General features: G+C 71.4%; 23 protein-coding genes. 16 read left to right on the top strand and 7 right to left on the bottom strand.

Annotation, left to right across the window (positions count from 1 at the left end; all coding sequences use genetic code 11):
• Window positions 1-2: 2 nt before the first annotated feature.
• The gene (locus ACH4MY_RS09715; RefSeq protein WP_398000006.1) at window positions 3-857 is read right to left on the bottom strand and encodes a hypothetical protein; all 855 of its coding nucleotides are present in this window, start codon (window positions 855-857) and stop codon (window positions 3-5) included.
• 157 nt (window positions 858-1,014) lie between these two features.
• Between ACH4MY_RS09715 and ACH4MY_RS09710 the strand changes: the two genes are divergently transcribed.
• The 3 genes from ACH4MY_RS09710 to ACH4MY_RS09700 all read left to right on the top strand — a co-directional run bounded on the left by ACH4MY_RS09710 (window position 1,015) and on the right by ACH4MY_RS09700 (window position 3,099).
• Window positions 1,015-1,470 (top strand): GNAT family N-acetyltransferase, encoded by a 456-nt coding sequence (locus ACH4MY_RS09710; protein WP_398000003.1) that lies wholly within the window; start codon window positions 1,015-1,017, stop codon window positions 1,468-1,470.
• Window positions 1,471-1,534: 64 nt separating this feature from the next.
• Window positions 1,535-2,614 carry a dihydrodipicolinate reductase gene (locus ACH4MY_RS09705; RefSeq protein ID WP_398000001.1) on the top strand — a complete coding sequence of 360 codons (1,080 nt, stop codon included), beginning with the start codon at window positions 1,535-1,537 and terminating at the stop codon, window positions 2,612-2,614.
• Window positions 2,611-3,099, top strand: a complete 489-nt coding sequence (locus ACH4MY_RS09700; RefSeq protein ID WP_397999999.1) for a carboxymuconolactone decarboxylase family protein — start codon at window positions 2,611-2,613, stop codon at window positions 3,097-3,099. The genes ACH4MY_RS09705 and ACH4MY_RS09700 overlap by 4 nt, the downstream gene beginning before the upstream one ends.
• 64 nt (window positions 3,100-3,163) lie before the next feature.
• On the opposite strand, the gene ACH4MY_RS09695 is transcribed toward ACH4MY_RS09700, so the two are convergent.
• The 3 genes from ACH4MY_RS09695 to ACH4MY_RS09685 form a co-directional block, all read right to left on the bottom strand.
• A complete protein-coding gene (locus ACH4MY_RS09695; RefSeq protein WP_397999996.1) occupies window positions 3,164-4,807 on the bottom strand; it encodes a GMC oxidoreductase in 1,644 nt (547 codons plus the stop codon).
• 123 nt (window positions 4,808-4,930) lie between these two features.
• On the bottom strand, window positions 4,931-6,364 hold the full coding sequence (locus ACH4MY_RS09690) for an aspartate ammonia-lyase (protein ID WP_397999993.1): 1,434 nt from the start codon (window positions 6,362-6,364) through the stop codon (window positions 4,931-4,933).
• A 345-nt stretch (window positions 6,365-6,709) separates the two neighbouring features.
• Window positions 6,710-7,819 (bottom strand): asparaginase, encoded by a 1,110-nt coding sequence (locus ACH4MY_RS09685; protein WP_397999990.1) that lies wholly within the window; start codon window positions 7,817-7,819, stop codon window positions 6,710-6,712.
• 118 nt (window positions 7,820-7,937) lie between these two features.
• Here ACH4MY_RS09685 and ACH4MY_RS09680 point away from each other — a divergent pair, with 118 nt between their 5' ends.
• The 10 genes from ACH4MY_RS09680 (at window position 7,938) to ehuA (ending at window position 16,222) form a co-directional block, all read left to right on the top strand.
• Window positions 7,938-8,402 (top strand): Lrp/AsnC family transcriptional regulator, encoded by a 465-nt coding sequence (locus ACH4MY_RS09680; protein ID WP_397999987.1) that lies wholly within the window; start codon window positions 7,938-7,940, stop codon window positions 8,400-8,402.
• A 218-nt stretch (window positions 8,403-8,620) separates the two neighbouring features.
• Complete coding sequence (locus tag ACH4MY_RS09675; RefSeq protein ID WP_397999984.1) at window positions 8,621-9,424, top strand: endonuclease I family protein; 804 nt, start codon at window positions 8,621-8,623, stop codon at window positions 9,422-9,424.
• A gap of 422 nt (window positions 9,425-9,846) precedes the next feature.
• On the top strand, window positions 9,847-10,359 hold the full coding sequence (ectA, locus tag ACH4MY_RS09670; protein ID WP_397999982.1) for a diaminobutyrate acetyltransferase: 513 nt from the start codon (window positions 9,847-9,849) through the stop codon (window positions 10,357-10,359).
• A gap of 52 nt (window positions 10,360-10,411) precedes the next feature.
• A complete protein-coding gene (ectB, locus tag ACH4MY_RS09665) occupies window positions 10,412-11,683 on the top strand; it encodes a diaminobutyrate--2-oxoglutarate transaminase (protein ID WP_397999979.1) in 1,272 nt (423 codons plus the stop codon).
• A gap of 64 nt (window positions 11,684-11,747) precedes the next feature.
• Entirely contained in the window at window positions 11,748-12,167 is a 420-nt protein-coding gene (locus ACH4MY_RS09660; protein ID WP_397999976.1) for an ectoine synthase, read from the top strand.
• An 81-nt stretch (window positions 12,168-12,248) separates the two neighbouring features.
• Window positions 12,249-13,145, top strand: a complete 897-nt coding sequence (thpD, locus tag ACH4MY_RS09655) for an ectoine hydroxylase (protein WP_397999973.1) — start codon at window positions 12,249-12,251, stop codon at window positions 13,143-13,145.
• A complete protein-coding gene (ehuB, locus tag ACH4MY_RS09650) occupies window positions 13,142-14,059 on the top strand; it encodes an ectoine/hydroxyectoine ABC transporter substrate-binding protein EhuB (protein ID WP_397999971.1) in 918 nt (305 codons plus the stop codon). The genes thpD and ehuB overlap by 4 nt, the downstream gene beginning before the upstream one ends.
• A 12-nt stretch (window positions 14,060-14,071) precedes the next feature.
• A complete protein-coding gene (gene ehuC, locus ACH4MY_RS09645) occupies window positions 14,072-14,746 on the top strand; it encodes an ectoine/hydroxyectoine ABC transporter permease subunit EhuC (protein WP_397999969.1) in 675 nt (224 codons plus the stop codon).
• Complete coding sequence (gene ehuD, locus ACH4MY_RS09640; RefSeq protein WP_397999967.1) at window positions 14,746-15,381, top strand: ectoine/hydroxyectoine ABC transporter permease subunit EhuD; 636 nt, start codon at window positions 14,746-14,748, stop codon at window positions 15,379-15,381. Before ehuC ends, ehuD begins: the two co-directional genes overlap by 1 nt.
• 28 nt (window positions 15,382-15,409) lie before the next feature.
• The gene (gene ehuA / locus ACH4MY_RS09635; protein ID WP_398000571.1) at window positions 15,410-16,222 is read left to right on the top strand and encodes an ectoine/hydroxyectoine ABC transporter ATP-binding protein EhuA; all 813 of its coding nucleotides are present in this window, start codon (window positions 15,410-15,412) and stop codon (window positions 16,220-16,222) included.
• A 141-nt stretch (window positions 16,223-16,363) separates the two neighbouring features.
• Here the strand turns inward: ehuA and ACH4MY_RS09630 are convergent, their stop codons facing one another.
• Window positions 16,364-17,239, bottom strand: a complete 876-nt coding sequence (locus ACH4MY_RS09630; RefSeq protein WP_397999964.1) for an RNA polymerase sigma factor SigF — start codon at window positions 17,237-17,239, stop codon at window positions 16,364-16,366.
• 181 nt (window positions 17,240-17,420) lie between these two features.
• Between ACH4MY_RS09630 and ACH4MY_RS09625 the strand changes: the two genes are divergently transcribed.
• A complete protein-coding gene (locus ACH4MY_RS09625; protein WP_397999961.1) occupies window positions 17,421-17,846 on the top strand; it encodes an ATP-binding protein in 426 nt (141 codons plus the stop codon).
• A 37-nt stretch (window positions 17,847-17,883) separates the two neighbouring features.
• Here ACH4MY_RS09625 and ACH4MY_RS09620 read toward each other — a convergent pair whose 3' ends face one another.
• On the bottom strand, window positions 17,884-19,395 hold the full coding sequence (locus ACH4MY_RS09620; RefSeq protein WP_397999958.1) for a SulP family inorganic anion transporter: 1,512 nt from the start codon (window positions 19,393-19,395) through the stop codon (window positions 17,884-17,886).
• A gap of 301 nt (window positions 19,396-19,696) precedes the next feature.
• Here ACH4MY_RS09620 and ACH4MY_RS09615 point away from each other — a divergent pair, with 301 nt between their 5' ends.
• Both ACH4MY_RS09615 and ACH4MY_RS09610 read left to right on the top strand, forming a co-directional pair.
• A complete protein-coding gene (locus ACH4MY_RS09615; protein ID WP_397999956.1) occupies window positions 19,697-20,500 on the top strand; it encodes an N-formylglutamate amidohydrolase in 804 nt (267 codons plus the stop codon).
• 257 nt (window positions 20,501-20,757) lie between these two features.
• Window positions 20,758-21,474 (top strand): flavodoxin family protein, encoded by a 717-nt coding sequence (locus ACH4MY_RS09610; protein ID WP_397999953.1) that lies wholly within the window; start codon window positions 20,758-20,760, stop codon window positions 21,472-21,474.
• A gap of 120 nt (window positions 21,475-21,594) precedes the next feature.
• Here the strand turns inward: ACH4MY_RS09610 and ACH4MY_RS09605 are convergent, their stop codons facing one another.
• A complete protein-coding gene (locus ACH4MY_RS09605) occupies window positions 21,595-22,050 on the bottom strand; it encodes a hypothetical protein (RefSeq protein WP_397999951.1) in 456 nt (151 codons plus the stop codon).
• Between the last annotated feature and the right edge of the window lie 175 nt (window positions 22,051-22,225).

Below are 22,225 nucleotides of genomic sequence, written 5' to 3'. Positions count from 1 at the left end.
GTTCAGCGCGCGAGTTCGGGTGCCGGGCCCATGACGACGACCGGGTCCTTCGCCGGGTCGAGCGTGCGCAGGAGTGCGCGCAGCGCCTCGCGCTCCAGCGTGACGCAGGCCTGGGTGGGTCCGCCGTGGTCGACGTGGATCCAGACGCCGCCGCCCTTCTCCGCACCGAGCGGGCGTTCCCTGTCGAGCGGGCTGCTGCCGGGCACGCGGTTGTAGTCGATGGCGATCACATGGTCGAACGAGCCTTCGAGGGGTTCACCGGAGAGACCGGTGCCGCTGATGTCGAACTCCTCGTCCTGGTCGTACGGCATGCGGGCGCCGGGGTCGGGCAGCAGGCCGCCCGCGTCGCCGAGCCGGAAGACCCCGATCGGGCTGCGCAGGTCGCCGGCGGAGTGGTCGGCGGTCCAGCCGCGGAGGGCGTTGTGCGCGGGCCACGGACCGGCGGTCCCGGTCCAGCGGCCGGCGGCGTTCCGCTCGTAGAGCGTCACGGTGGAGGTGCTGTCGTCGACGGTGGCGCCGGTGACGACGAGGGCCTGGGTGGTGCCGTCGGGGACGAGGGAATGGGTGGCGGGGCCGACGCCGGGGATCCGGGGGGCGGGGACGGGTGCGGAGGCGAGGCTGTTCGCCGCCTCGCCTCGGCCTCCCGGCGCGGCACCCGCCGGGCCGCCCGCCGAGGCCGCCGCGCCGGGTGGCGCGCCCTCGGGCCGGGAGTCACCGGCGCCGGGCGGGACCACTGCGGTCGCCCCGACGGGTGCCGCGGGGGCGGGTGGTGCGGTGCTCGCGCAGCCGGTGAGGAGCAGGGCCGCGCACAGTGTGCCGGCGCTCAGCAGCGCGGGGGCGCCCTTGTGGACGGGCATGGACGGATCCTTCTGGCCGGGGGCGGTGCTGCGATCCGTACCCGCTCGGCGGGCGGCGCTGCCGCGGGGGCGGTGCCCTCACCCGTACGGCCGCGTCCGCCGGTGGCTGCCCCGAAAGCGGGTTGACCGGTCCGGTGGGAGGAGGTTTCCTGCACGGATGAACGATCTTCGTATCGAGACCGCCCGGACCGAGGCGCAGCTCGCGGACTGGCGGTCCGTCCACAACACGATCATCCCCACGGCCGTTCTCTCCCCCGAGGAGGTGCGGGAGCGCGCGGGCCGGAACACGCTGGACGTCGCGTACCTCGGACCGGTGGTGGTGGGCTGTTCGACGGTCCGGCCGCCGGACGGGGAGACGGCGGCGGCCACCGTCATCGCGCGGACGCTGCCGGAGTTCCGGGGTCGCGGTTTCGGGACGGCGCTGTACCAGCGGGGGCTCGCGCACGCGCGGACGCTGAGCGAGGAGGGGGTCGAGACGGTCGTTCTCGCCTCGAACGAGGAGGGGTTGCGGTTCGCGCTGGCCCGCGGCTTCGTCGAGGTGGAGCGGTACGTCCTGCCGGGCGACACGGTGCCGTTCGTGGCCCTGCGGCTGGCCGGGGAACAGGAGAACTGACGATTCGTCAGTTCTTTGTGTCACGGGGCTGGGAACCTTCGGGGCCCGGCGCTACCCTCCGCGCATGATTCGGACGGTGGTGTGGGGTACCGGAAATGTCGGGCGCGCGGCGATCCGCGCCGTGGACGCCCATCCAGGACTTGAGCTCGCGGCCGTGCTGGTCTCCGATCCGGCGAAGGTCGGACGGGACGCGGGCCGGCTCGCGGGGCTCGGCCACGACCTCGGGGTGGTGGCCGTCGACGACGTCGGCGCGGTGCTCGGCGGGCGGCCGGGGGCGGTGGTGTACGCGGCCACCGGCGACACCCGGCCCGACGGGGCGCTCGAAGACGTGGCGCGCGCGGTGCGGACGGGCGCGGTGGTGGTCACACCGGCGCTGTATCCGCTGTACGACCAGCGCAACGCACCGCCCGAGTTCCGGGATCCGGTGCTCGCCGCGGTCGCCGAGGGCGGCGGTTCGCTCTTCGCGTCGGGGGTGGACCCGGGCTGGGGCAACGACGTCCTGCCACTCCTCGTGAGCGGGCTCGGCAGCACGGTGGACGTGATCCGCTGCCAGGAGATCTTCGACTACTCGACGTACGAGCAGGAGGAGTCGGTCCGGGAGCTGATCGGGATGGGCCGGCCCCTGGAGTACGAGCCGCCGATGCTGCTGCCGTCGGTGCCGACGATGGTGTGGGGCGGACAGATACGACTGATGGCCCGCGCGCTCGGCGCCGAACTCGACGAGATCCGCGAGACGGTGGACCGGCGCCCGCTGGAGTCGACCGTGAAGACGCGGACGATGGGCGTCTTCGAGGCGGGGACGCAGGGCGCGATCCGCTTCGAGGTGCAGGGGATCGTCGGTGGCGAGCCCCGCATCGTGATCGAGCACGTGACCCGCATCCACCCCTCCTGCGCGCCGGACTGGCCGGTGCCGCCGGACGGGGCGGGGGCGCACCGGGTGATCGTCGAGGGCAGCCCCCGGATCGAGGTGACGGTCGCGGCGACCGCCGAGGGCGAGAACCGGTCGGCGGGCGGGAACGCGACGGCGGTGGGCCGGCTGGTCGGGGCGATCGACTGGCTGCTGGCGGCGGAGCCGGGACTGTACGACGCGCTGGACGTTCCGTTGCGGCCGGCGGTCGGGAAGCTGGGAAGGAGACCACGGTGATCATCGACATTCCCGAGGGCCAGGAGCCGATCGGGTACGTGTGGGGCGACATGGTCCCGGAGATCGGGACGGCGGCGGCGAACTTCTCGCTGTCCGTGTACGCCCATACGACGCTGGGGCTGCGCGAGTTCGAGGCGGCGCGGCTGCGGATCGCGCAGATCAACGGCTGCGGCTTCTGTCTGGACTGGCGTACCGACCGGGACGGCGAGAAGCTCGAGGAGGGCTTCGACGAGGTGGTCGCGGCGTGGCGGGAGACGGAGGTCTCGGAGGCCTTCGACGAGCGGACACGGCTCGCGGCGGAGTACGCGGAGCGGTACGCGCTGGACCACCACGGTCTGGACGAGGAGTTCTGGGACCGGATGACGGCCCGGTACAGCCAGGCGGAGATCGTGGAGCTGACGATGAGCCTGGGCTCGTGGCTGGCGTTCGGGCGGCTCAACCGGGTGCTCGGGCTCGACACGGTCTGCGTGCTTCCGACGCACTGAGCGCGGGGAAAGGGCCGGCCGGTGAACTCCGGCCGGCCCTTCTCCGTGCGGTGTGTGCCGCGGGTCAGAAGTCCTCGGCCACGATCCGTTCGATGTTGCGTTCGGCGAGGGCCGTGATGGTGACGAACGGGTTGACGCTGGCGTTGCCGGGGATCAGGGATCCGTCGATGACGTACAGGCCGGAGTAGCCGTGGAGCCGGCCGTGGTTGTCGGTCGCCCGGCCCAGGACCGCGCCGCCGAGCGGGTGGTAGGTGAGGTGGTCGCCCCAGATCTTGTACGCGCCGAACAGGTCGGTGCGGTAGATCGTGCCCTCCGTGGAGTTGATCTTGTCGAAGATGGTCCTGGCGGCGTCGATCGAGGTCTGCTTCCAGGCCCTGTCCCAGCTCAGGTCGACCTTGCCGGTGGCCGGGTTCCAGGTGAACTCGGCCCGGTGGGGCGTCTTGGTGATGGACAGGTAGAAGGAGGCGTAGGTCTCGATGCCGGTGGGCAGCGGGGCGACCTCGGCGAAGGCGCCGCCCGCGTCCCAGTTGTCGATGCCCGCGGTGGGCATGGCCGACTGGAGCTTCCCGGTCGCGTCCCACATGTGATTGGCACGGCCGCACATGACGTTGCCGTTGTCGCCCCAGCCCTTGCCGATCTCGCCGTTGAGGGCGGGGAGCGCGCCGGTGGCCTTGAGGCGGGTGAGGAGCTTGCTCGTCCCGACGCTTCCGGCGGCGAAGAAGACCTTGTCGGCGGTGACGGTCTTGCTCGCCAGGGTGGCGCCGGCGGTGTCGATCTGGTCGATGGCGACCGTGTAGCCGCCGCCGGCCGCCGGGGTGACGGAGGTGACCCTGTGCAGCGCCGAGACGGTGACGCGGCCGGTGGCGGCGGCCTGGGCCAGATAGGTCTTCTGGAGGGTCTTCTTGCCGGCGTTGTTGCCGTAGATGACCTCGCCGTCCAGGGCCGACTTCGGGACGGCCCCGGCGGCCTCCTGCTTCATGTAGTCCCAGTCGTAGACGTTCGGGACGAACACGAAGGGGAAGCCGGAGCGCTGGGCGTGCTTGCGGCCGACGCGGGCGTACTGGTAGCAGGCGGCGCTCTCCCACCAGGCCTGGTCCACGGCGGTGACCCCGAGTCCCGCGTTGGCGCGCGGGTAGTACGTGGAGTACATCTCCGTCGCGTCGACGGTGGGAAGGATCGCGGCGAAGTTCTCGCGGCGCGGGGTGACGGCCATGCCGCCGTTGACGAGGGAGCCGCCGCCGACGCCGCGGCCCTGGTAGACGGTGATGCCGGCGAAGTCCTCGGCGTCGAGGATGCCGGTGTGGAGGGGGATGTCCTTGTCGAGGGGGAAGCCGAGGAAGTTGCTCAGGGGCTGCTTGGTGCGGGTCCGCAGCCAGAAGGAGCGGTAGTCGGGCCGGGTGGTGTTGGCGAAGATCTTGCCGTCGGGTCCGGGGGTGTCCCAGGCCTTGCCCATCTCGACCATGTGGACGTCGACGCCGGCGCGGGCGAGGCGGAGTGCGGCGACGGAGCCGCCGTATCCGGTGCCGATGACGAGGGCGGGGACGTGGGAGCCGGTGGGGATGGGGGTGTCGGCGAGGCGGGGTTCGGCATGGGCCGGGGTGGCGTGGCCGACCAGGGCAGCGGCTCCGAGAACAGAACCTGTTCCCGCGAGGAATCGGCGACGGCTGACGCCGCCGATTCCCTTTGCGGGCAAGGGGTGTTCACTCATGTGGCGTTCCTCACTCGTGAGCGAATGGGAACATGTTCTACTGTCGCCCATCGGGGAAGTCACGAGAAACCGCCGGGTAACTTCCGTGCGGACATCCCTCGCACGGACACCGCCCCGGCCGGGTCAGGCGAGCGCGGGTCCCGGGGCCCCGGTGAGGCGCTCCGGGGTGAGCAGCTCCGCGAGCCGCTCGGCGGGCAGCAGGCCCTTCTCCAGGGTGAGTTCGACGACTCCGCGCCCGGTGGCGAGCGCCTCCTGCGCGATGGCCGTGGCGGCCGTGTAGCCGAGGTGGGGGTTGAGCGCGGTGGCGAGGCCGATGGAGTTCTCCACGGCCGCCCGGAGCGCCTCGGTGTTGGCGGTGATGCCGCTGACGCAGCGCTCGGCGAGGGTCAGACAGGCGGCCCGCAGGGAGAGGAGGCTCTTCGAGAGGGCGTGGAAGATGACCGGCTCGAAGGCGTTGAGCTGGAGCTGTCCCGCCTCGGCGGCCATGGTGATGGTGATGTCGTTGCCGATCACCTCGAAGGCGACCTGGTTGACGACCTCGGGGATCACCGGGTTGACCTTGCCGGGCATGATGCTGGAACCGGCCTGGACCGGCGGCAGGTTGATCTCGTTCAGTCCCGCGCGCGGCCCCGAGGAGAGCAGCCGGAGGTCGTTGCAGGTCTTGGAGAGCTTGACCGCGATGCGCTTGAGGACTCCGGAGAGCTGGACGAAGGCGCCGCAGTCCTGAGTGGCCTCGATCAGGTTGACGGAGGTCACCAGCGGCAGACCGGTCAGCTCGGCCAGGTTGCGGCGGGCGGTCTCGGCGTAGCCCGGGGCGGCGTTGAGACCGGTGCCGATGGCGGTGGCCCCGAGGTTGATCTCGTGGATGAGCTCGACGGCCTCGGCGAGCCGGCTGCGGTCCTCCTCCAGCATCACGGCGTACGTGGAGAACTCCTGGCCCAGCGTCATGGGAACCGCGTCCTGGAGCTGCGTCCGGCCCATCTTGACGACCTCGCGGAACTCCAGGGCCTTCGCGGCGAAGGCGTCCTGCAGCACGGCCATCGCGAGCAGGAGTTCACGGGCCGCCCCGATCGCCGCGATGCGGATGGCGGTCGGGTAGACGTCGTTGGTGGACTGGCCGAGGTTGACGTCCTCGTTGGGGTGGAGCCGGTCGTAGTCTCCCTTGGCGTGGCCGAGGAGCTCCAGGGCGCGGTTGGCGACGACCTCGTTGGCGTTCATGTTGGTGGAGGTGCCGGCACCTCCCTGGACGACGTCGACGACGAACTGCTCGTGGAGGTGTCCGGTACGGATCTCCCGGCAGGCGCCGGCGATGGCGGCGGCCTTGTCGGCGGGGAGCAGACCGAGCTCCTCGTTGGCCCGGGCGGCGGCCTCCTTGACGGCGGCGAGCGCGTCGATCAGCAGCGGGTAGACGGAGATCGGGGTGCCGGTGACGGTGAAGTTCTCGGTGGCGCGCAGGGTGTGGACACCCCAGTAGGCGTCCGCGGGCACGTCCCGGTCACCGAGCAGATCGTGCTCGCGGCGGACGGGAACGGGGTGCGGGGCCGGTGCGGGAACCATGGATGTCGTCCTTGGGGAGGGGAGGGAGGAGGGGCGAGCAGGCCGGACGTCGCACCGGAGGGCGCGGGGCATCCTCGGCGCGGCATGGAGGGAGGGGTCTGGCGGCGGTACGCCGAGGGGCTCGACGGCAGAGCGCCCGCGCGCGCCGGCAGCGGCGCGCGGAGCGGTGGCGGCGGCCGGCGCGCAGTGAACGAGGCCGGCGAAGTGACGGCGGCCGGGCTCAGGGCCGTACAGGCGGCACGGCAGCCCGCGGCACGGGCTCCGGCGGGCGCCGAGAGGTTGGCGCCGGCTCGCGGGCGGGCTGGGGGGCGCCGCCCGCGAGCCGGGGTTCTGGGGTGCGCCCGGTCAGGCGCGGGCGGCGACGGCCGAGGCCGAGCGGGAACCGCCGGTGGCGAGCGCCGGTTCCGCGCGGACGGGCCCGTCGAGGAGGCGGCGCAGCAGGGCGGTGCCGCGGGCGGAGTCTCCGGCGTCGGCGAGGAGCGTGGCGAGGACGGCGATCCGCGCCTGCGCGGCGCGGAGCGTGCCGGTGAGCAGCGCTCCGGAGGCGACGAGGTCGACGGCGCCGCCGCCGGTGTAGATCTCGGCGAGCGGCCCGGCGGGGACACGGGTGGTGACGGCGACGAGGACGCCCTGGGCGACCGCGTCGGCCACGGCGGCGGCTATCTCGGGGGTGGCGTTGCCCGCCCCGGTCGCCACGAGGACGATGCCCCGGGCGCCGGCGGCGACGGCCGCGTTCAGGAGGAAGGAGTCACCGTCGGAGTGGTGGGTGACGATGGCGACCCGGGGCAGCGGGAAGGCGCCGGGGCCGGAGTCGCCGGGGATGGCCTTGTACGCGGCGGCGGGCAGCGGCAGCGGCGTCGGGCGCTCCGGCTGCCGCTCGATGTCGACGCGGGAGAAGCCGACGCGGCCCAGGCGGTCGGCCGAGGGGTCGGAGAAGGCGTCGGCGGCGAGCGTCTGGGTCTTGACGGTGCCGCGGGCGGCGTGGACGCGTCCGTCGAAGACGACGAGGACGCCGAGGTCGCTGACGGAGGAGGCGACCTGGAGCGCGTCGTACAGGTTGCCGGGACCGTCCCCGTCGCCGGTGCCGAAGGGACGCTGGGCGCCGGTGAGGACGACCGGGCGGGAGTCGGTGTGGTGGAGGTCCAGGAAGAAGGCGGTCTCTTCCAGGGTGTCGGTGCCGTGGGTGATCACGATGCCGTCGACGCCGGGGTCGGCGAAGGTCTCGTGGACGGTCCGCAGGAGGGCGAGCTGATGGGCCGCGGTCATGAGGGAGCTGTTGACGTTGAAGAGGTCGACGACCTCGACGGTGACGCCCTCGGGGAGGGGGGCGGTGGCCAGGACGTCGTTGCCGGAGGCGTCGGCCGCGTAGCCGGTGCCCTGCCAGCGGCTGGCGATCGTGCCGCCGGTGCTGATGACGACGATCCGGCGCGCTCCCCCGTCGTTCGTCCGCTTCATGCCTGCCGTCCTTACTCCGAACCGAAATCGTCCTGCGGAGCAACGATAGGACAGGAGGCGCGCAAGGCGATTGCGAAATCAGCCGCAGTAATGTTTCAGCGTGGTAGATAATTGCGCCATGGACCGAATCGATCTCCATATCTTGCGCGAGCTTCAGAACGACGGCCGGCTGAGCAACCAGGAGCTGGCCCAGCGGGTGGGGCTGAGCCCGTCGCCCTGTCTGCGCCGGGTGCGTCAGCTGGAGCAGGACGGGGTGATCCAGGGCTATCGGGCGATCATCGACCCGGAGGCGGTGGGGCGGGGCTTCGAGGTGCTCGTCTCGGTGGAGGTGCGGCGGGACCGGGAGACGGTCGAGGCCTTCGAGGAGGCGCTCAGGGACGTGCCGGACGTCATCGAGGCGTACCGGCTGTTCGGGAGTCCCGGCTGCCTGCTGCGGATCGCGGTCGCCGACCTCGCGGCGTACGAGCGGCTGTGGATCGAGCGGCTCACGACGCTGACCGGGGTCACCGAGGTCAATTCGCAGATCATCATGAAGCGGATCAAGGAGCCGAAGGGGATGCCGGTGGACGTGCGGGGCGCCTGAGTACGTCCGTGGCGGATCCCGCGAGGCTCTCGGGCTCCGCGGGATCCGGCGGTTCCGCCCTATACGAGAACGTCATGGAACAGCCTCCTCCTCGTTACATGACAGGTACCTGTCGTGTGCCACTCTCCCGATGACACGAAGTCAACACGCGTAGACAGCGGAATCGTTGAGCCGACGCCCGCTGCCCCACGCGTACCGTCCCCGGGAAAGGGCCCCCCATGTCCGTTGTGCGGATCGGCAGATGGAAGGTGTGGGCAGCGGCCGTCGCCGCCACCCTCGTCGGCGTCACGCTCCCCACGGTCGCCGCTACCCCCGCCGGCGCCACGACCACCGCGTACGACAGCACCTACTACAAGAACGCGGTCGGCAAGACCGGCACGAGCCTCAAGTCCTCACTGCACACCATCATCAGCAGCCAGAGCAAGATCTCGTACGACGCCGTCTGGAACGCGCTGAAGGTCGCCGACCAGGACCCCAACAACACCAACAACGTCATCCTGCTCTACAGCGGCACCTCGCGGAGCAAGAGCCTCAACGGCGGCGACGTCGGCGACTGGAACCGCGAGCACACCTGGGCCCAGTCCCACGGCAACTTCGGCACCTCGGCCGGCCCCGGCACCGATCTGCACCACCTGCGCGCGGCGGACGTCCAGGTCAACAGCATCCGCGGGAACAAGGACTTCGACAACGGCGGCAGCGCCGTCAGCGGCGCCCCCGGCAGCTACACGGACAGCAACTCGTTCGAGCCGCGCGACGCGGACAAGGGCGACGTGGCCCGGATGATCCTCTACATGGCCGTCCGCTACGAGGGCGACGACGCCTGGGCCGACCTGGAGCCCAACGAGTCGACCACCAACGGCAGCGTCCGCTTCCACGGCCGCCTCTCGGTGCTGAAGCAGTGGAACGAGCAGGACCCGCCGAGCGCCTTCGAGGAGCGTCGCAACGACGTCATCTACAACACCTACCAGGGCAACCGGAACCCGTTCATCGACCACCCGGAGTGGGTCGAGGCGATCTGGTAGCCCGACGGCGCGGTACACGCGCCGGAACCGAACGGAGCCGGGCCGGGCTCGCGGCACCCCGGCCCGGCTCCGCCGCGTTCGCCGGGGTGCCCGGCACAGCGTCCGGCATGGCGGCGGGGCCCTGCGCGACCCTCGTGAAGGGTGAGCCATGCGGGGGCGACCCTTACACCTGACCGCTCCCAGCGCCTTCAAACGTCAAATGGCGGATAGTCTCACGCCCTTGACGTGAAGGGGGGAGGCACTCAAGAGCCGTTATTCATCCGTTATAAACGGTGAGATTGACCCCTTTCCATGGTTTTTGCCATGCGGCGGAGCAGACATTCCCGCCCCGGAGGCCCTCGGTGCACCTATCACGTGTCACCGGCTGGAACAACCTCTCCGGACCAGGAAGTTCCGAGATCCACTCGGTAACTTCGGCGCCCATGACCTCCATGACCACTACCCGCACGACACCCCCGACCATCGCGGACGGCGCCGAGCTCTGGCGGATCGCACGCGGCTCGGGGGAACTGGACCTCAACTCGCCCTACAGCTACCTGCTGTGGTGCCGCGACTTCGCCGACACGACCGCCGTCGCCCGTGACTCCTCCGGACGCCCGATCGGCTTCGTCACCGGCTACCTGCGGCCCGACGCTCCGGAGACCCTCTTCGTCTGGCAGATCGCCGTCGAGGGTTCGCACCGTGGAAGCGGGGTAGCCGGGACTCTGCTCGACGCCCTGTCCGCACGAGTGGCGGCCGAGCACGGAATCAGCCGTGTCGAGGCGACGGTCACCCCGGGGAACCTCGCGTCCGACCGGCTGTTCCGGTCGTACGCACGCCGGCACGGCGCGGAGGTGACGCAGGAGGTCCTGTTCCCCTCGGCCGCCTTCCCGGCGTCGGGGCACGACTCCGAGGTCCTGTACCGCATCGGCCCCGTCGACGCCCCGGCGGCCTGACCCGCCGTCCGCGCACACCACGATCCGAACAACACTCTGGAGAAGAGACTTCGTGACCCTGACCGACATCGCCACGCCCACCGTCTTCGAGACCGTCGAATCCGAGGTCCGCAGCTACTGCCGCGCCTGGCCCGTCGTCTTCGAGCGCGCGGTGGGCAGCCGGCTGTACGACGAGCAGGGGCGTCCGTACCTCGACTTCTTCGCGGGTGCGGGCTCGCTGAACTACGGCCACAACAACCCCGCCCTCAAGCGGGCCCTCCTCGACTACCTCTCCGACGACGGGATCACCCACGGTCTCGACATGTCGACGACCGCCAAACGCGACTTCCTGGAGACCTTCCGCTCCACGGTCCTGGAACCCCGCGCCCTGCCCTACAAGGTGATGTTCCCCGGCCCCACCGGCACCAACGCCGTGGAAGCCGCCCTGAAGCTCGCCCGTAAGGTCACCGGGCGCCAGACGGTCGTCTCCTTCACCAACGCCTTCCACGGCATGTCGCTCGGCTCGCTCGCCGTCACCGGCAACGCCGCCAAGCGCGCCGGCGCGGGCGTCCCGCTGAACCACGCCATCCGCATGCCCTTCGACGACTACCTCGACGGGCACCTCCCCGACTTCCTCTGGTTCGAGCGGCTCCTGGACGACGCCGGCTCCGGCCTCGACCACCCGGCGGCCGTGATCGTCGAGACGGTGCAGGGCGAGGGCGGCGTCAACGTCGCCCGGGCCGAGTGGCTGCGCGGGCTCGCGGAGCTCTGCCGCTGCCACGACATGCTCCTCATCGTGGACGACGTCCAGATGGGCTGCGGACGCACGGGCGACTTCTTCTCCTTCGAGGAGGCGGGCATCACGCCCGACATCGTCACCCTGTCCAAGTCCATCGGCGGCTACGGCCTGCCCATGGCGCTCTGCCTGTTCAAGCCGGAGCTCGACGTGTGGCAGCCCGGCGAGCACAACGGCACCTTCCGCGGCAACAACCCCGCCTTCGTCACCGCCACGGCCGCCCTCGACACCTACTGGCGCGACGGCGCCCTGCGCGAGCGCACCCTGAGCCGGGCGGACCGGGTGGAGCGCGCCCTCCTCGACCTGTGCGCGGGCGACGGGCGCGGCGGCCTCTCGGTCCGCGGCCGCGGACTGGTGTGGGGCCTGGAGTTCGCCGACGGCGAGCGCGCCGACGACGTCTGCCGACGCGCCTTCGAGACCGGTCTCCTCGTGGAGACCTCGGGACCGCGCGGCGAGGTGGTCAAGCTGCTGCCCCCGCTGACCGTGACCGACGACGAACTCGACGAGGGCCTCGGCATCCTGGCCCGCTCCGTCCGGCACACCGCCTGAGCCCCGCCGCCGTAACCCCGCCGCCCGGCACCCGGGGCGGCACAGATCCGAAAGGCGACACCCCATGATCGTCCGTTCCTTCGACGAGCTGGAGAACACAGAGCGGCATGTGAGGGCCGCGTCCGGCACCTGGGAGAGCAAGCGCATCGTCCTGGCCCGCGAGCGGGTCGGCTTCTCCCTCCACGAGACGGTGCTGTACGCAGGCACCGAGACCTCCATGTGGTACGCGCACCATGTCGAGGCCGTCGTCTGCACAGCCGGCGAGGCCGAGCTCACCGACCACGAGACGGGACGTACGTACACGATCGTGCCCGGAACGATGTACCTGCTCGACGGGCACGAGCGCCACACCCTCAAGGTCAAGCGGGACTTCCGCTGCCTGTGTGTCTTCAACCCGCCCGTGACGGGGCGCGAGGACCACGACGAGAACGGCGTCTACCCCCTGCTCACAGAGCCCGACGAGACGGTCCGGGACGACGCCTGAGTCCACGGCACGGGTCCGACCCACGCCGTACGAGACACGAGACACGAACGCAGCCGTACGAGAAAGGAAGCGCGCTCCCTCATGCCCTCCGCACCCACCCGCCCCGTCGACCTCTACCCCACCCGCGGCCCCGAGGAGCAACTGATCGGCCGCAAGGACCCCGTCGTGTGGTCCGAGCCCGGCACCGCGGGCCCCTTCTGGGCCCGTGAGCTGGAGGAGTACGACCGCGACGGCTTCGTCACGGTGGACGAGATCGTCACCCCGGAGGAGGTCGACGAGCTCCGGACGGAGCTGGACCGGATCGTCACCGACCCCGCCGTACGGGCGGACGAGCGGGCGGTCGTCGAGCCCCGTTCCCAGGAGATACGGTCCGTCTTCGAGGTCCACCGGCTCAGCGAGGTCTTCGGGCGGCTGGCCGAGGATCCCCGGATCGTGGGACGCGCCCGCCAGATCCTCGGCTCCGAGGTCTACGTCCACCAGTCGCGGGTCAACGTCAAGCCCGGCTTCGGGGCCAGCGGCTTCTACTGGCACTCCGACTTCGAGACCTGGCACGCGGAGGACGGTCTGCCGCAGATGCGGACCGTCTCGGTCTCGATCGCGCTGACCCCGAACCACACCACCAACGGCAGCCTGATGATCATGCCGGGTTCGCACCGCACCTTCCTGGGCTGCGCCGGAGCCACTCCCCAGGACAACTACAAGAAGTCGCTCCGGATGCAGGACGCGGGCACCCCCTCCCACGAGGCGCTGACCACCTTCGCCGACGCCTGCGGCATCCGCCACTTCACCGGTCCCGCGGGCTCGGCCACCTGGTTCGACTGCAACGCCCTGCACGGGTCGGGCGACAACATCACCCCGTACCCCCGGAGCAATGTGTTCCTCGTCTTCAACAGCGTCGAGAACCAGCCGGAGGCACCGTTCGCCGCACCGGTCCGGCGGCCCTCCTTCATCGCCGCACCCTCCTGGGACCGATCATGACCGGACCCGCGCCCCTCGACCGCCGTCGCTTCCTCGGCAGAACGGCGCTCCTCGGCGGGCTCGCCCTGACGCCCGGCCTGCTCGCGGCCTGCACCCGCACGCAGGCCGGGACGGGGGCGCCCGAGGACGACGGCGCGCTCCTGGCGAGACTGAGGAAACAGGGCTTCGTGCGCGTCGGGTTCGCCGGTGAGGCGCCGTACGGCTTCCAGGACGGCGGTGAGCTCGCCGGCGAGGCCCCCACGCTGCACCGCGAGATCTTCACGGCGCTCGGCGTCCGCGAACTGCGCCCTACGCTGACCGAGTTCGGGGCGCTCATCCCCGGGCTCCTCGCCGACCGGTTCGACGTCGTGAGCGCGGGCATGTCGATCACGCCCGAGCGCTGCGCCAAAGTGATCTTCTCCGAGCCGGAGTTCGTCTCCCCCACCGCCCTGATGGTCCGCAAGGGCAATCCGAAGGGGCTGGGCGACCTGAAGTCCTGTGCGGCGAAGGGCGCCACCGTCGGGGTGCTCACCGCCGCGGTCGAGGCCTCCTTCGCCAAGGCGGCGGGGGTCCCCGACGGGTCGGTGAAGACCCTGGCCAAGCAGCAGGACGGCCTCGACGCCCTCCTCGCCGGCCGGATCGACGCCTTCGTCCTGACCGCCATCTCGCTGCGCTGGCTAGCGAAGACGAACGGCGGCGCGGCCGTGGAGGTCGCCGAGCCGTTCGTCCCGGTGGTCGACGGCGTCCGGCAGCTCGGCGCGGGCGGAGCCGTGTTCCGGCCGGGCGCGACCGGGCTGCGGGACGCCTTCGACAAGGAGCTCCTGAAGATCACCGGCTCCCCGGACCGCTTCGTGGACCTCGTGGGCCGCTACGGCTTCACCACCCGCGAGGTGCCGCCCCGTTCCCTGCGGACCGCCGACCTGTGCGCCGGGTGAGGGGCGGCCGGCATGGCTGAGTTCCTCCCCGAACTCCGCAGCGCGCTGCCCCGGCTCGCCGAGGGCCTCCTGGTCACGGTGGAGGCCACCGTCCTCGGCGCCGCGCTCGCCCTGGTCCTCGCCTACGCCCTCGGTCTGCTGTCCCGGTCGGCGCGGCCGACGGTGCGGGGGGCGACGAGGGTCGTCGTGGAGTTCTTCCGCGGCACCTCGCTGTACGTACAGCTCTTCTGGCTGTTCTTCGCGCTGCCGATGATCGGCTTCCGGCTGGAGCCGCTCGCCTGCGCGGTCCTCGCGCTCGGACTCAACTTCGGTGCGTACGGCTCCGAGGTGGTGCGGGGCGCGGTGACCGCCGTGCCCCGTGCCCAGACCGAGGCGGCGATCGCGCTGGGCATGGGGCCGGCGCTGCGCCTGCGGCGGGTCGTCCTGCCGCAGGCGCACGCGCTGATGGTCGCGCCGTTCAAGAACCTGCTCGTCCAGCTGCTCAAGGCGACTCCGCTGCTCTCCCTGATCACGGTCCCCGATCTCACCTTCCAGATCGACCAGTTGCGCTCCTCGACGGGCTCGACGGCGGCCTCGTACCTGCTGCTCCTGGGGCTCTACTTCGGCATGGCCGTCGTGCTGAGCCTTCTCATGAACGCCCTGGAGCGGGCCGCCAAGGCCCGTCTCGGGCAGGAAGGAGCCGTCTGATGTGGGACGGGGAGGCGGCGAAGGCCGCTCTGCCGACCGTTCTCGAGGGCTTCGGCGTCACCCTGGTCGCGACCGTGCTGGCCTTCGCCGTCGCCGCGGTCCTGGGCCTGGCGCTCGCCGTCGTCCGGCGGGCCGGTCCCCCGTGGCTGGCTCTTCCGGTGCGCGGGGCGGCCGGGTTCGTCCGCTCGACGCCGCTGCTGGTGCAGCTGTTCGCGGCCTGGGTGCTCCTCCCGGGCCTCGACGCGCCGACGCTCGGCGTCCTGGTCCTCGGCGTGCACTACGCCACGTACCTCTCCGAGGTGTACCGGACGGGCATCGACGCCGTGCCGAAGGGGCAGTGGGAGGCGTGCACGGCGTTGTCGCTGCCGCGCCGGCGGGTGTGGCGGGCGGTGGTGCTGCCCCAGGCCGTCCGCAACGTGCTGCCGCCGCTGGGGAACTACGCGGTCTCCATGTTCAAGGAGACGCCCCTGCTCTCGGTGATCACCGTGCACGAGATGGTCCACGAGGCGAACACCTTCGGCAGCACCCACTTCGCCTATCTGGAGAGCTTCACCCTGGCCGCCGCGGTGTTCCTGCTCGCGAGCTGGCCGACGTCCGTGCTGATACGACGACTGGAGGCGCGCCTTGCCCACTGAGGAGCTGGCCGAGGAACCGGCCAAGGAGCTGACGAAAGACCTGGCCGAGGATCCGGCCGGGACCCCGGTCGCGCACCCGGCGGTCCGCTTCGACCGGGTCACGAAGCGGTACGGCGACCACACCGTGCTCGACGGGCTCGACCTGGAGGTCGCCCGTGGGGAGCGGGTGACGCTGATCGGGCCGAGCGGCTCGGGGAAGACCACGATCCTGCGGCTGCTGATGACGCTGGAGCGGGTGACCGACGGCGTCATCCACGTGGACGGGGCGCCCTTCTCCCACATGCCGGGCGGAACGGCCGGGAAGCTCGTGCCGGCGAGCGAACGTCATCTGGCCGCGCGGCGGAGGAGGATCGGCATGGTCTTCCAGCAGTTCAACCTCTTCCCCCATATGAGCGTCCTGGAGAACGTCGTCGAGGCACCCGTGCACGTACTCGGCGAGAGCCGTGAGGAGGCCGGGCTCAGAGCCAGGGAGCTGCTGGACCTGGTCGGGCTCGCCGACAAGGTCGACGCACGCCCGACCCGGCTCTCGGGCGGCCAGCAGCAGCGGGTGGCCATCGCCCGCGCGCTGGCGATGCGCCCCGAGATCCTGCTCCTGGACGAGGTGACGTCCGCGCTGGACCCGGAGCTGGTGGCGGAGGTCCTCGACGTGCTGCGGGACATCGCCCGGCGGACCGACATCACCCTGTTGTGCGTCACCCACGAGATGGGCTTCGCCCGGGACGTGTCGGACCGGATCCTGATGTTCGACCGCGGCCGGATCGTCGAGTCCGGCCCGGCCGACGAGCTCCTGGACGCGCCGGCGGAGGAGCGCACCCGAGCCTTCCTGAGCGCGGTCCGGTGAGCGGCGGGGGCGCGTGTCGGCTGTCGAGCGGCCGGGCGGGTCCCGGCGGTTGGAGCGGCGGGGCGGATCCCGGCCGGTCAGAGGGGTGCGCGTCCCGGCGGTGGCCCGGCCGCGCACCCCTCGCGGCCGTCGATGCCTCGCTCAGCCGTCCGTTCCCGGCTCGACCATGCCCTCCCGCAGCCGGTTCAGGCTGCGGGCCAGAAGGCGTGAGACGTGCATCTGGGAGACACCGAGCCGCTCGCCGATCTGCGACTGGGTGAGCTCCTCGACGAAGCGGAGGTGCAGCAGCAGCCGGTCGCGGGGGGCGAGGGCCTCCAGCAGCGGGGCGAGGGTGTGGAAGTCCTCGAAGAGTTCGAGCGCCGGGTCCTCCCGGCCCATGAGGTCGGCGAGGGCGGCGTCCTCGTCCTCGTCGCCGCCGCCGCCCGCGATCGCGGCGTCCAGGGAGGTCGAGTTGTAGCCGTTGGCGGCGACCTGGGCCTCGACCACCTCGTCCTCGGACAGGTCCATGACCGGCGCCAGTTCCGCGATCCGCGGGGCCCGGCCGAGCCGTGAACTGAGCTCGTCGGTCGCCTTCGCCAGCTCCACGCGCGCCTCCTGGAGCCGCCGCGGGACGTGCACCGCCCAGGTGGTGTCACGGAAGAACCGTTTGATCTCGCCCACGATGTACGGGACGGCGAAGGTGGCGAACTCGACCTCGCGCGACAGGTCGAAGCGGTCGATCGCCTTGATCAGGCCGACCATGCCGACCTGGACGATGTCCTCCATCTCGTCGCCCCGCGCGCGGAACCGCCCCGCCGCGTACACCACCAGCGACATGTTCATCTCGATCAAGGTGTTCCGGACGTACTGATGGCCCTCGGTGCCCTCCTCCCGCGCCGCCAGCTCGCGGAGGAACACCTTCGACAGGGCCCGCGCGTCCCGGGGTGGCAGCGCGTGCGGTACCTCGAGAACGGGGAGTTCCTCACGTGTGCCGTTCGTCACATACGTCGTCGTCGCCTCTCCCGGATCGGTCCGCACGGGGACAACCTCCTCTTCCTCGCCGTCCGTTCAGCGCTCCCGGTTCGCGTACCCCCGCTTCCCGGAGGCACTCCTCCCGGGTGAATCGCCGCTTGCGTCCGGGGAGAGACGCATCACCCCGGCTCGAACGGGCAGGCGAAAACCGTCACCCCCAGATGAACCAGGGAGAAAGGGACCTCTCATGAAGACCCGGAGCGACACCTGTTCCCGGGCACCCGGGACACACCCGCACGGCACCGGGAACTGCGGATCGTCCGCGGTCCGTACCCCCGCCGACGCGCGGCAGCTCGTCCGTCGCACCCTCGCGGGGCTCGCCCCCCTGCGGCCCGCCCAGGTCGACGATCTGCTCCTCGTCACCTCGGAACTCGTCACGAACGCCTACCGCCACGGGGGCGGTGTCACCGGTTTCGGGATCGGGGTCGGGCGCGACCGTGTGACCGTGTCCGTGTCCGACTCCAGTGAGGAGTCTCCGCTGTACGAGCTCCGCGAGGAGCTTCGGACCGGCGGTTTCGGCTGGCCGATCGTGCTGCGGCTGTGCCGTGAGGTGACCGTGGACACCCGCCCGGACGGCAAGACCATCCACGCGGCGGTGACGTTCGACCGCTGACCCGCACCGGCCCAGGGATGTGCCGGGCGCCCATGGATCAGGGCGCGGCGGGGGCGGGTTCGCCGTCCGCCGGCCGGCCGGGACCGTGTTCCGGCAGGGCGTGGAGCCGTACGTGTCCGGGGCCGGCCGTGCAGTGCCGCTCGGCCCAGGCTTCGAGGGCCGAGCGGCACGCGTGGTCGAGGTGGTGGAGTCCGGAGAGGTCCAGTTCGACCGGACGGTCCCGCGGCAGGGCTTCGAGGACGTCGAGCAGCTTCGGCAGCCGCAGGAAGTTCGCGTTCCCCGACAACCGCACGCGCACCGGGCCGAGGCCGTCGTCGGTGCGGTCCACACGGAGGTGGGAGGCGTCCCAGGCGGCCTTTCCGACGGAGAGGGCGAGTCCGATCAGGACCCCTTCGAGCATGTTCACGGCGACGATCGCCACGGCCGTCACGACGAGGACCAGCGCCTCACCCCGGTGACCGCGCCACAGCGTGACCACTCCCCTGAAGGGAATGAGCCTCCAGCCGGCGTGGACGAGGATCCCGGCGAGCGCGGCGAGCGGCACGTGTTCGAGGGTGCCGGGCAGAAGGGCGGCGAAGAGCAGCAGCCACACCCCGTGGAGCACCCGGGACGCCTTCGTCCTCGCCCCCGCCTGGACGTTGGCCGCGCTGCGGACGATCACCGCGGTCATGGGCAGCGCCCCGAGCAGGCCGCAGACCGTGTTGCCGCAGCCCTGGGCCATCAGCTCCTTGTCGTAGTCGGTGCGCGGGCCGTCGTGCAGCCGGTCGACGGCCGCCGCGCCGAACAGCGACTCCGCGGAGGCGATCAGCACGAAGGCGAGGACGGTGCCGAGCAGGGCGAGGTCGGTGACGGCCGCGAAGGCGTCCGCGCCGGGCACGCTGACGGCGTTCAGCACACCGCTCACCCGCACCGTCGCGAGCGGCAGTTCGAGCAGGGCCGTCGCGAGTGCCGCGAGCAGGATCGCGACAAGCGCGCCGGGCACGGTACGCACGCGCCCCGGCATCCGGCGCCAGCCCACGACCACGAGGACCGTGGCGGCGGCGACGGCGAGCGCGGCCAGGGTGGCGGTACCGGTCAGCGCCCGCCACAGGGCGGCCGGCAGCCCGGCGAGCCGGTCCGGACCCGAGGCCGGGGCGTCGATTCCGGCCGCGGCGTAGAGCTGCCCGGCGACGATGACGAGACCGATGCCGGCGAGCATCCCCTCGACGACCGAGAGGGAGATGGCACGGAACCAACGACCCCATCGCAGCAGGCCCATGACGATCTGGAGGAGACCGGCGAGGAGCACCGCGACGCCGAGGACGGCGAGGCCGAGCGTCCGCACCGCCTCGAACACGAGGACGGTCATCCCGGCGGCCGGTCCGGACACCTGGATGCTGCTGCCGCGCATCGGTCCGGTGACGAGACCGCCGACGATGCCGGTGATCAGTCCGAGTTCGGCGGGCACGCCGGAGGCGACGGCCACCCCGATGCAGAGGGGGAGCGCCACGAGGAACACGACGAGGGAGGCGGCGAGATCGTGCCGGAGGTGGGTCAGGGAGGGCGGCATACGGTTGTTTCCCCTTCACTTCACCGGGCAGGTCCGGGCAGGTCGCGACGGGGCGTGTGGAAGGGCCCGTGCAAGGCATACGGTCCTGCGGGAGTTCCGGTGGACAACTCGGCGTATCCATGGCTCTTTCGTCCGGAACCCACTGGAACTTGACCCGATCACCCACGGGAACGGCGCGCGGGAGTGCGGCGCCCCGGGGGCGCATCCGCCCCGGGCGCCCGCTCGCACGTCCGGGAGGGGCGTACGACCGCCCATGTGAGGCGCACGGCACGGCGGGCGGGGCCTGTGGGAGGCTGAGCCGATGACCTCACGCTCGTTCGACGTCCTCGCCGGTGCCCCGGACTCCCCCGTGCTCCTCCATGTGCCGCACTCCTCCCGGCTGGTGCCCCCCGACGTGCGCGAGGGCATCCTGCTCGGCGACGGGGAACTGGAGCGCGAGCTGGACCACATCACCGACGCCCACACGGCGGAGATCGCCGCCGCCGCAGCCGCGGGCGCGGCTGTCGCCCCCTGGCAGTTCGTCAATCGGCTCTCCCGGCTGGTCGTCGACCCCGAGCGTTTTCCGGACGAGCGCGAGGAGATGCTGTCCGTCGGGATGGGCGCGGTGTACACACGGACCACGCACCGCGGGGAGCTCCGGCCGGCCGGGTTCGATCCGGCGCCGCTGCTCGACCGGTACTTCACGCCGTACGCCGAGGGCATGGCCGAGGCCGTGGCGGGGCGGCTCGCGGCGACGGGACGCGCGGTGATCGTCGACGTCCACTCGTACCCGACCGAGCCGCTGCCGTACGAACTGCACGGCGACGGCCCCCGCCCGCCCGTCTGCCTCGGTACGGATCCCTTCCACACACCGCCCTCCCTGCTCGACGCGGCGCGGGAGGCCTTCGGTGGGTTCGGGGGCCTGGCGACGGACACCCCCTTCGCCGGGACGTACGTACCGCTGCCGTACTACGGCAGGGACCCGCGGGTCGGCGCGCTCATGATCGAGATCCGCCGCGATCTCTACATGGGCGAGCCCGGCGGCCCGGCCGGTCCGGGAGCGGCGGCACTCGGCGAGGCCCTTGCCGCGCTCGTGGACGCAGTGCCGTCGCACCGTTCCGCGTAGCAGCCGCCCGGCGACTCGGCGGGGAGCAGTGCTCCCTTGTCCCGGGTGCCCAGTCGGGGACACATGTCATCGGTGCGGAGCCATGCGGGTGATCGGGTGGCCGACTCCGTGACCGTTGGCGCGGCGTTCGATCATCGCGCCCGACGAGGCGAGACAGTGGGCTGGATTTTCGGCCGGACCAACCCGGGTGCCCATCGACGTCGGCAGCCGGGTGTCGCGCCGCCCGACCACCCACTCGTCCGCAAGGGGACGCATCGATGACCGACACCGGCACGTCCTACCGTGATCTCCACGCCCTGGTGATCAACTGCACCCTCAAGCGGTCGCCGGAACAGAGCCACACCCAGGGGCTGATCGACATCAGCACCGGGATCATGGAGCGTCAGGGCGTGAAGGTCGAGGTACTCCGGGCCGTGGACCTCGACATCGCGACCGGCGTCTGGCCGGACATGACGGAGCACGGCTGGGAGACCGACGAGTGGCCGGTCATCTACTCGAAAGTCATGGCCGCAGACATCCTCACGCTGGCCGGGCCCGTCTGGCTCGGTGACAACTCCTCCGTCATGAAGAAGGTCGTCGAGCGGCTCTACGCCTGCTCCTCGATCCTCAACGAGCGCGGCCAGTACGCCTACTACGGTCGCGTCGGCGGCTGTCTGATCACCGGCAACGAGGACGGCGCCAAGCACTGCGCGATGAACGTCCTCTACAGCCTCCAGCACCTCGGATACGTCATTCCGCCGCAGGCCGACGCGGGCTGGGTCGGCGAGGCCGGCCCGGGGCCGTCCTACCTCGACCCCGGCTCCGGCGGGCCGGACAACGACTTCACGAACCGCAACGCGACCTTCATGACCTGGAACCAGCTCCACCTGGCGAGGATGCTCAAGGACACCGGCGGCATCCCCGCCCACGGAAACCAGCGATCCGAGTGGGACGCCGGCTGCCGGTTCGACTTCGAGAACCCCGAGCACCGCTGAGTGCGGGCCGGCCGGTCCGGCTCTTCTCTCGAACGGTGGCCGAGCGGCGAAACCCCCACCTGTTCGGGGAGGGGGTCTCGTCCAGTGGCGGCGAGGGCGGAGTCGCTGCCCTTCGCGGGCTCAACGGCTCTTGTACATCGTGACCGTGAAGCTGACCTTCTTGCCGTTGTGGTAGTCGGTGCTGTCCCACACCGAGAGGTGGGACCTGTCCTTCATCCGCAGGTGCAGCACCTCATTGGCGTTGCTCCAGTTGTATCCGACGAACTGGAAGTTCGGCTCGGGGCTGTCTCCCGTTCTCCTCTTTCCCCAGCTGCAGATGTGCGACGAGTCGTTCTCGCAGACCGACCAGGCCTTGGCGTACAGGTGGCAGTCCTCTCCCTGCCACAGGTCGATACGCTTCAGCCTCGCGTCGGACGAGCGCCATGTTCCGTTGAACCGGCTGGCGGAGCACGAGGCGGCCGCTTCCTTCGTCGAGGTGACGGTGAGCACCACCGAGAGGGAGAGGGTCAGGGCGGCCGTCATGAGGAGGGCCATGATCTGGCGTAGGGGAATGCGGGCAGAAGAGACCTGTGTCATCGTGAACCTCCGATGGCGGGTCGCGGCGCGGGGCATCCCGTCGTCACACGACGCGCTGTCCCCCTGCTTCGGCTGAACGCCACTCGTTCGGGCCCGGATCATCTCGCCCTTTACCCCCCGCCTATTCCAGGGCAGCACTCCGCAATCCTGATCGCAAGTCGGCAGGATGTTCGCA

It is taken from the genome of Streptomyces sp. NPDC017246, assembly GCF_044331325.1.
Lineage (GTDB): Bacteria > Actinomycetota > Actinomycetes > Streptomycetales > Streptomycetaceae > Streptomyces.
This window is presented reverse-complemented; position numbering and strand designations above follow the sequence as displayed.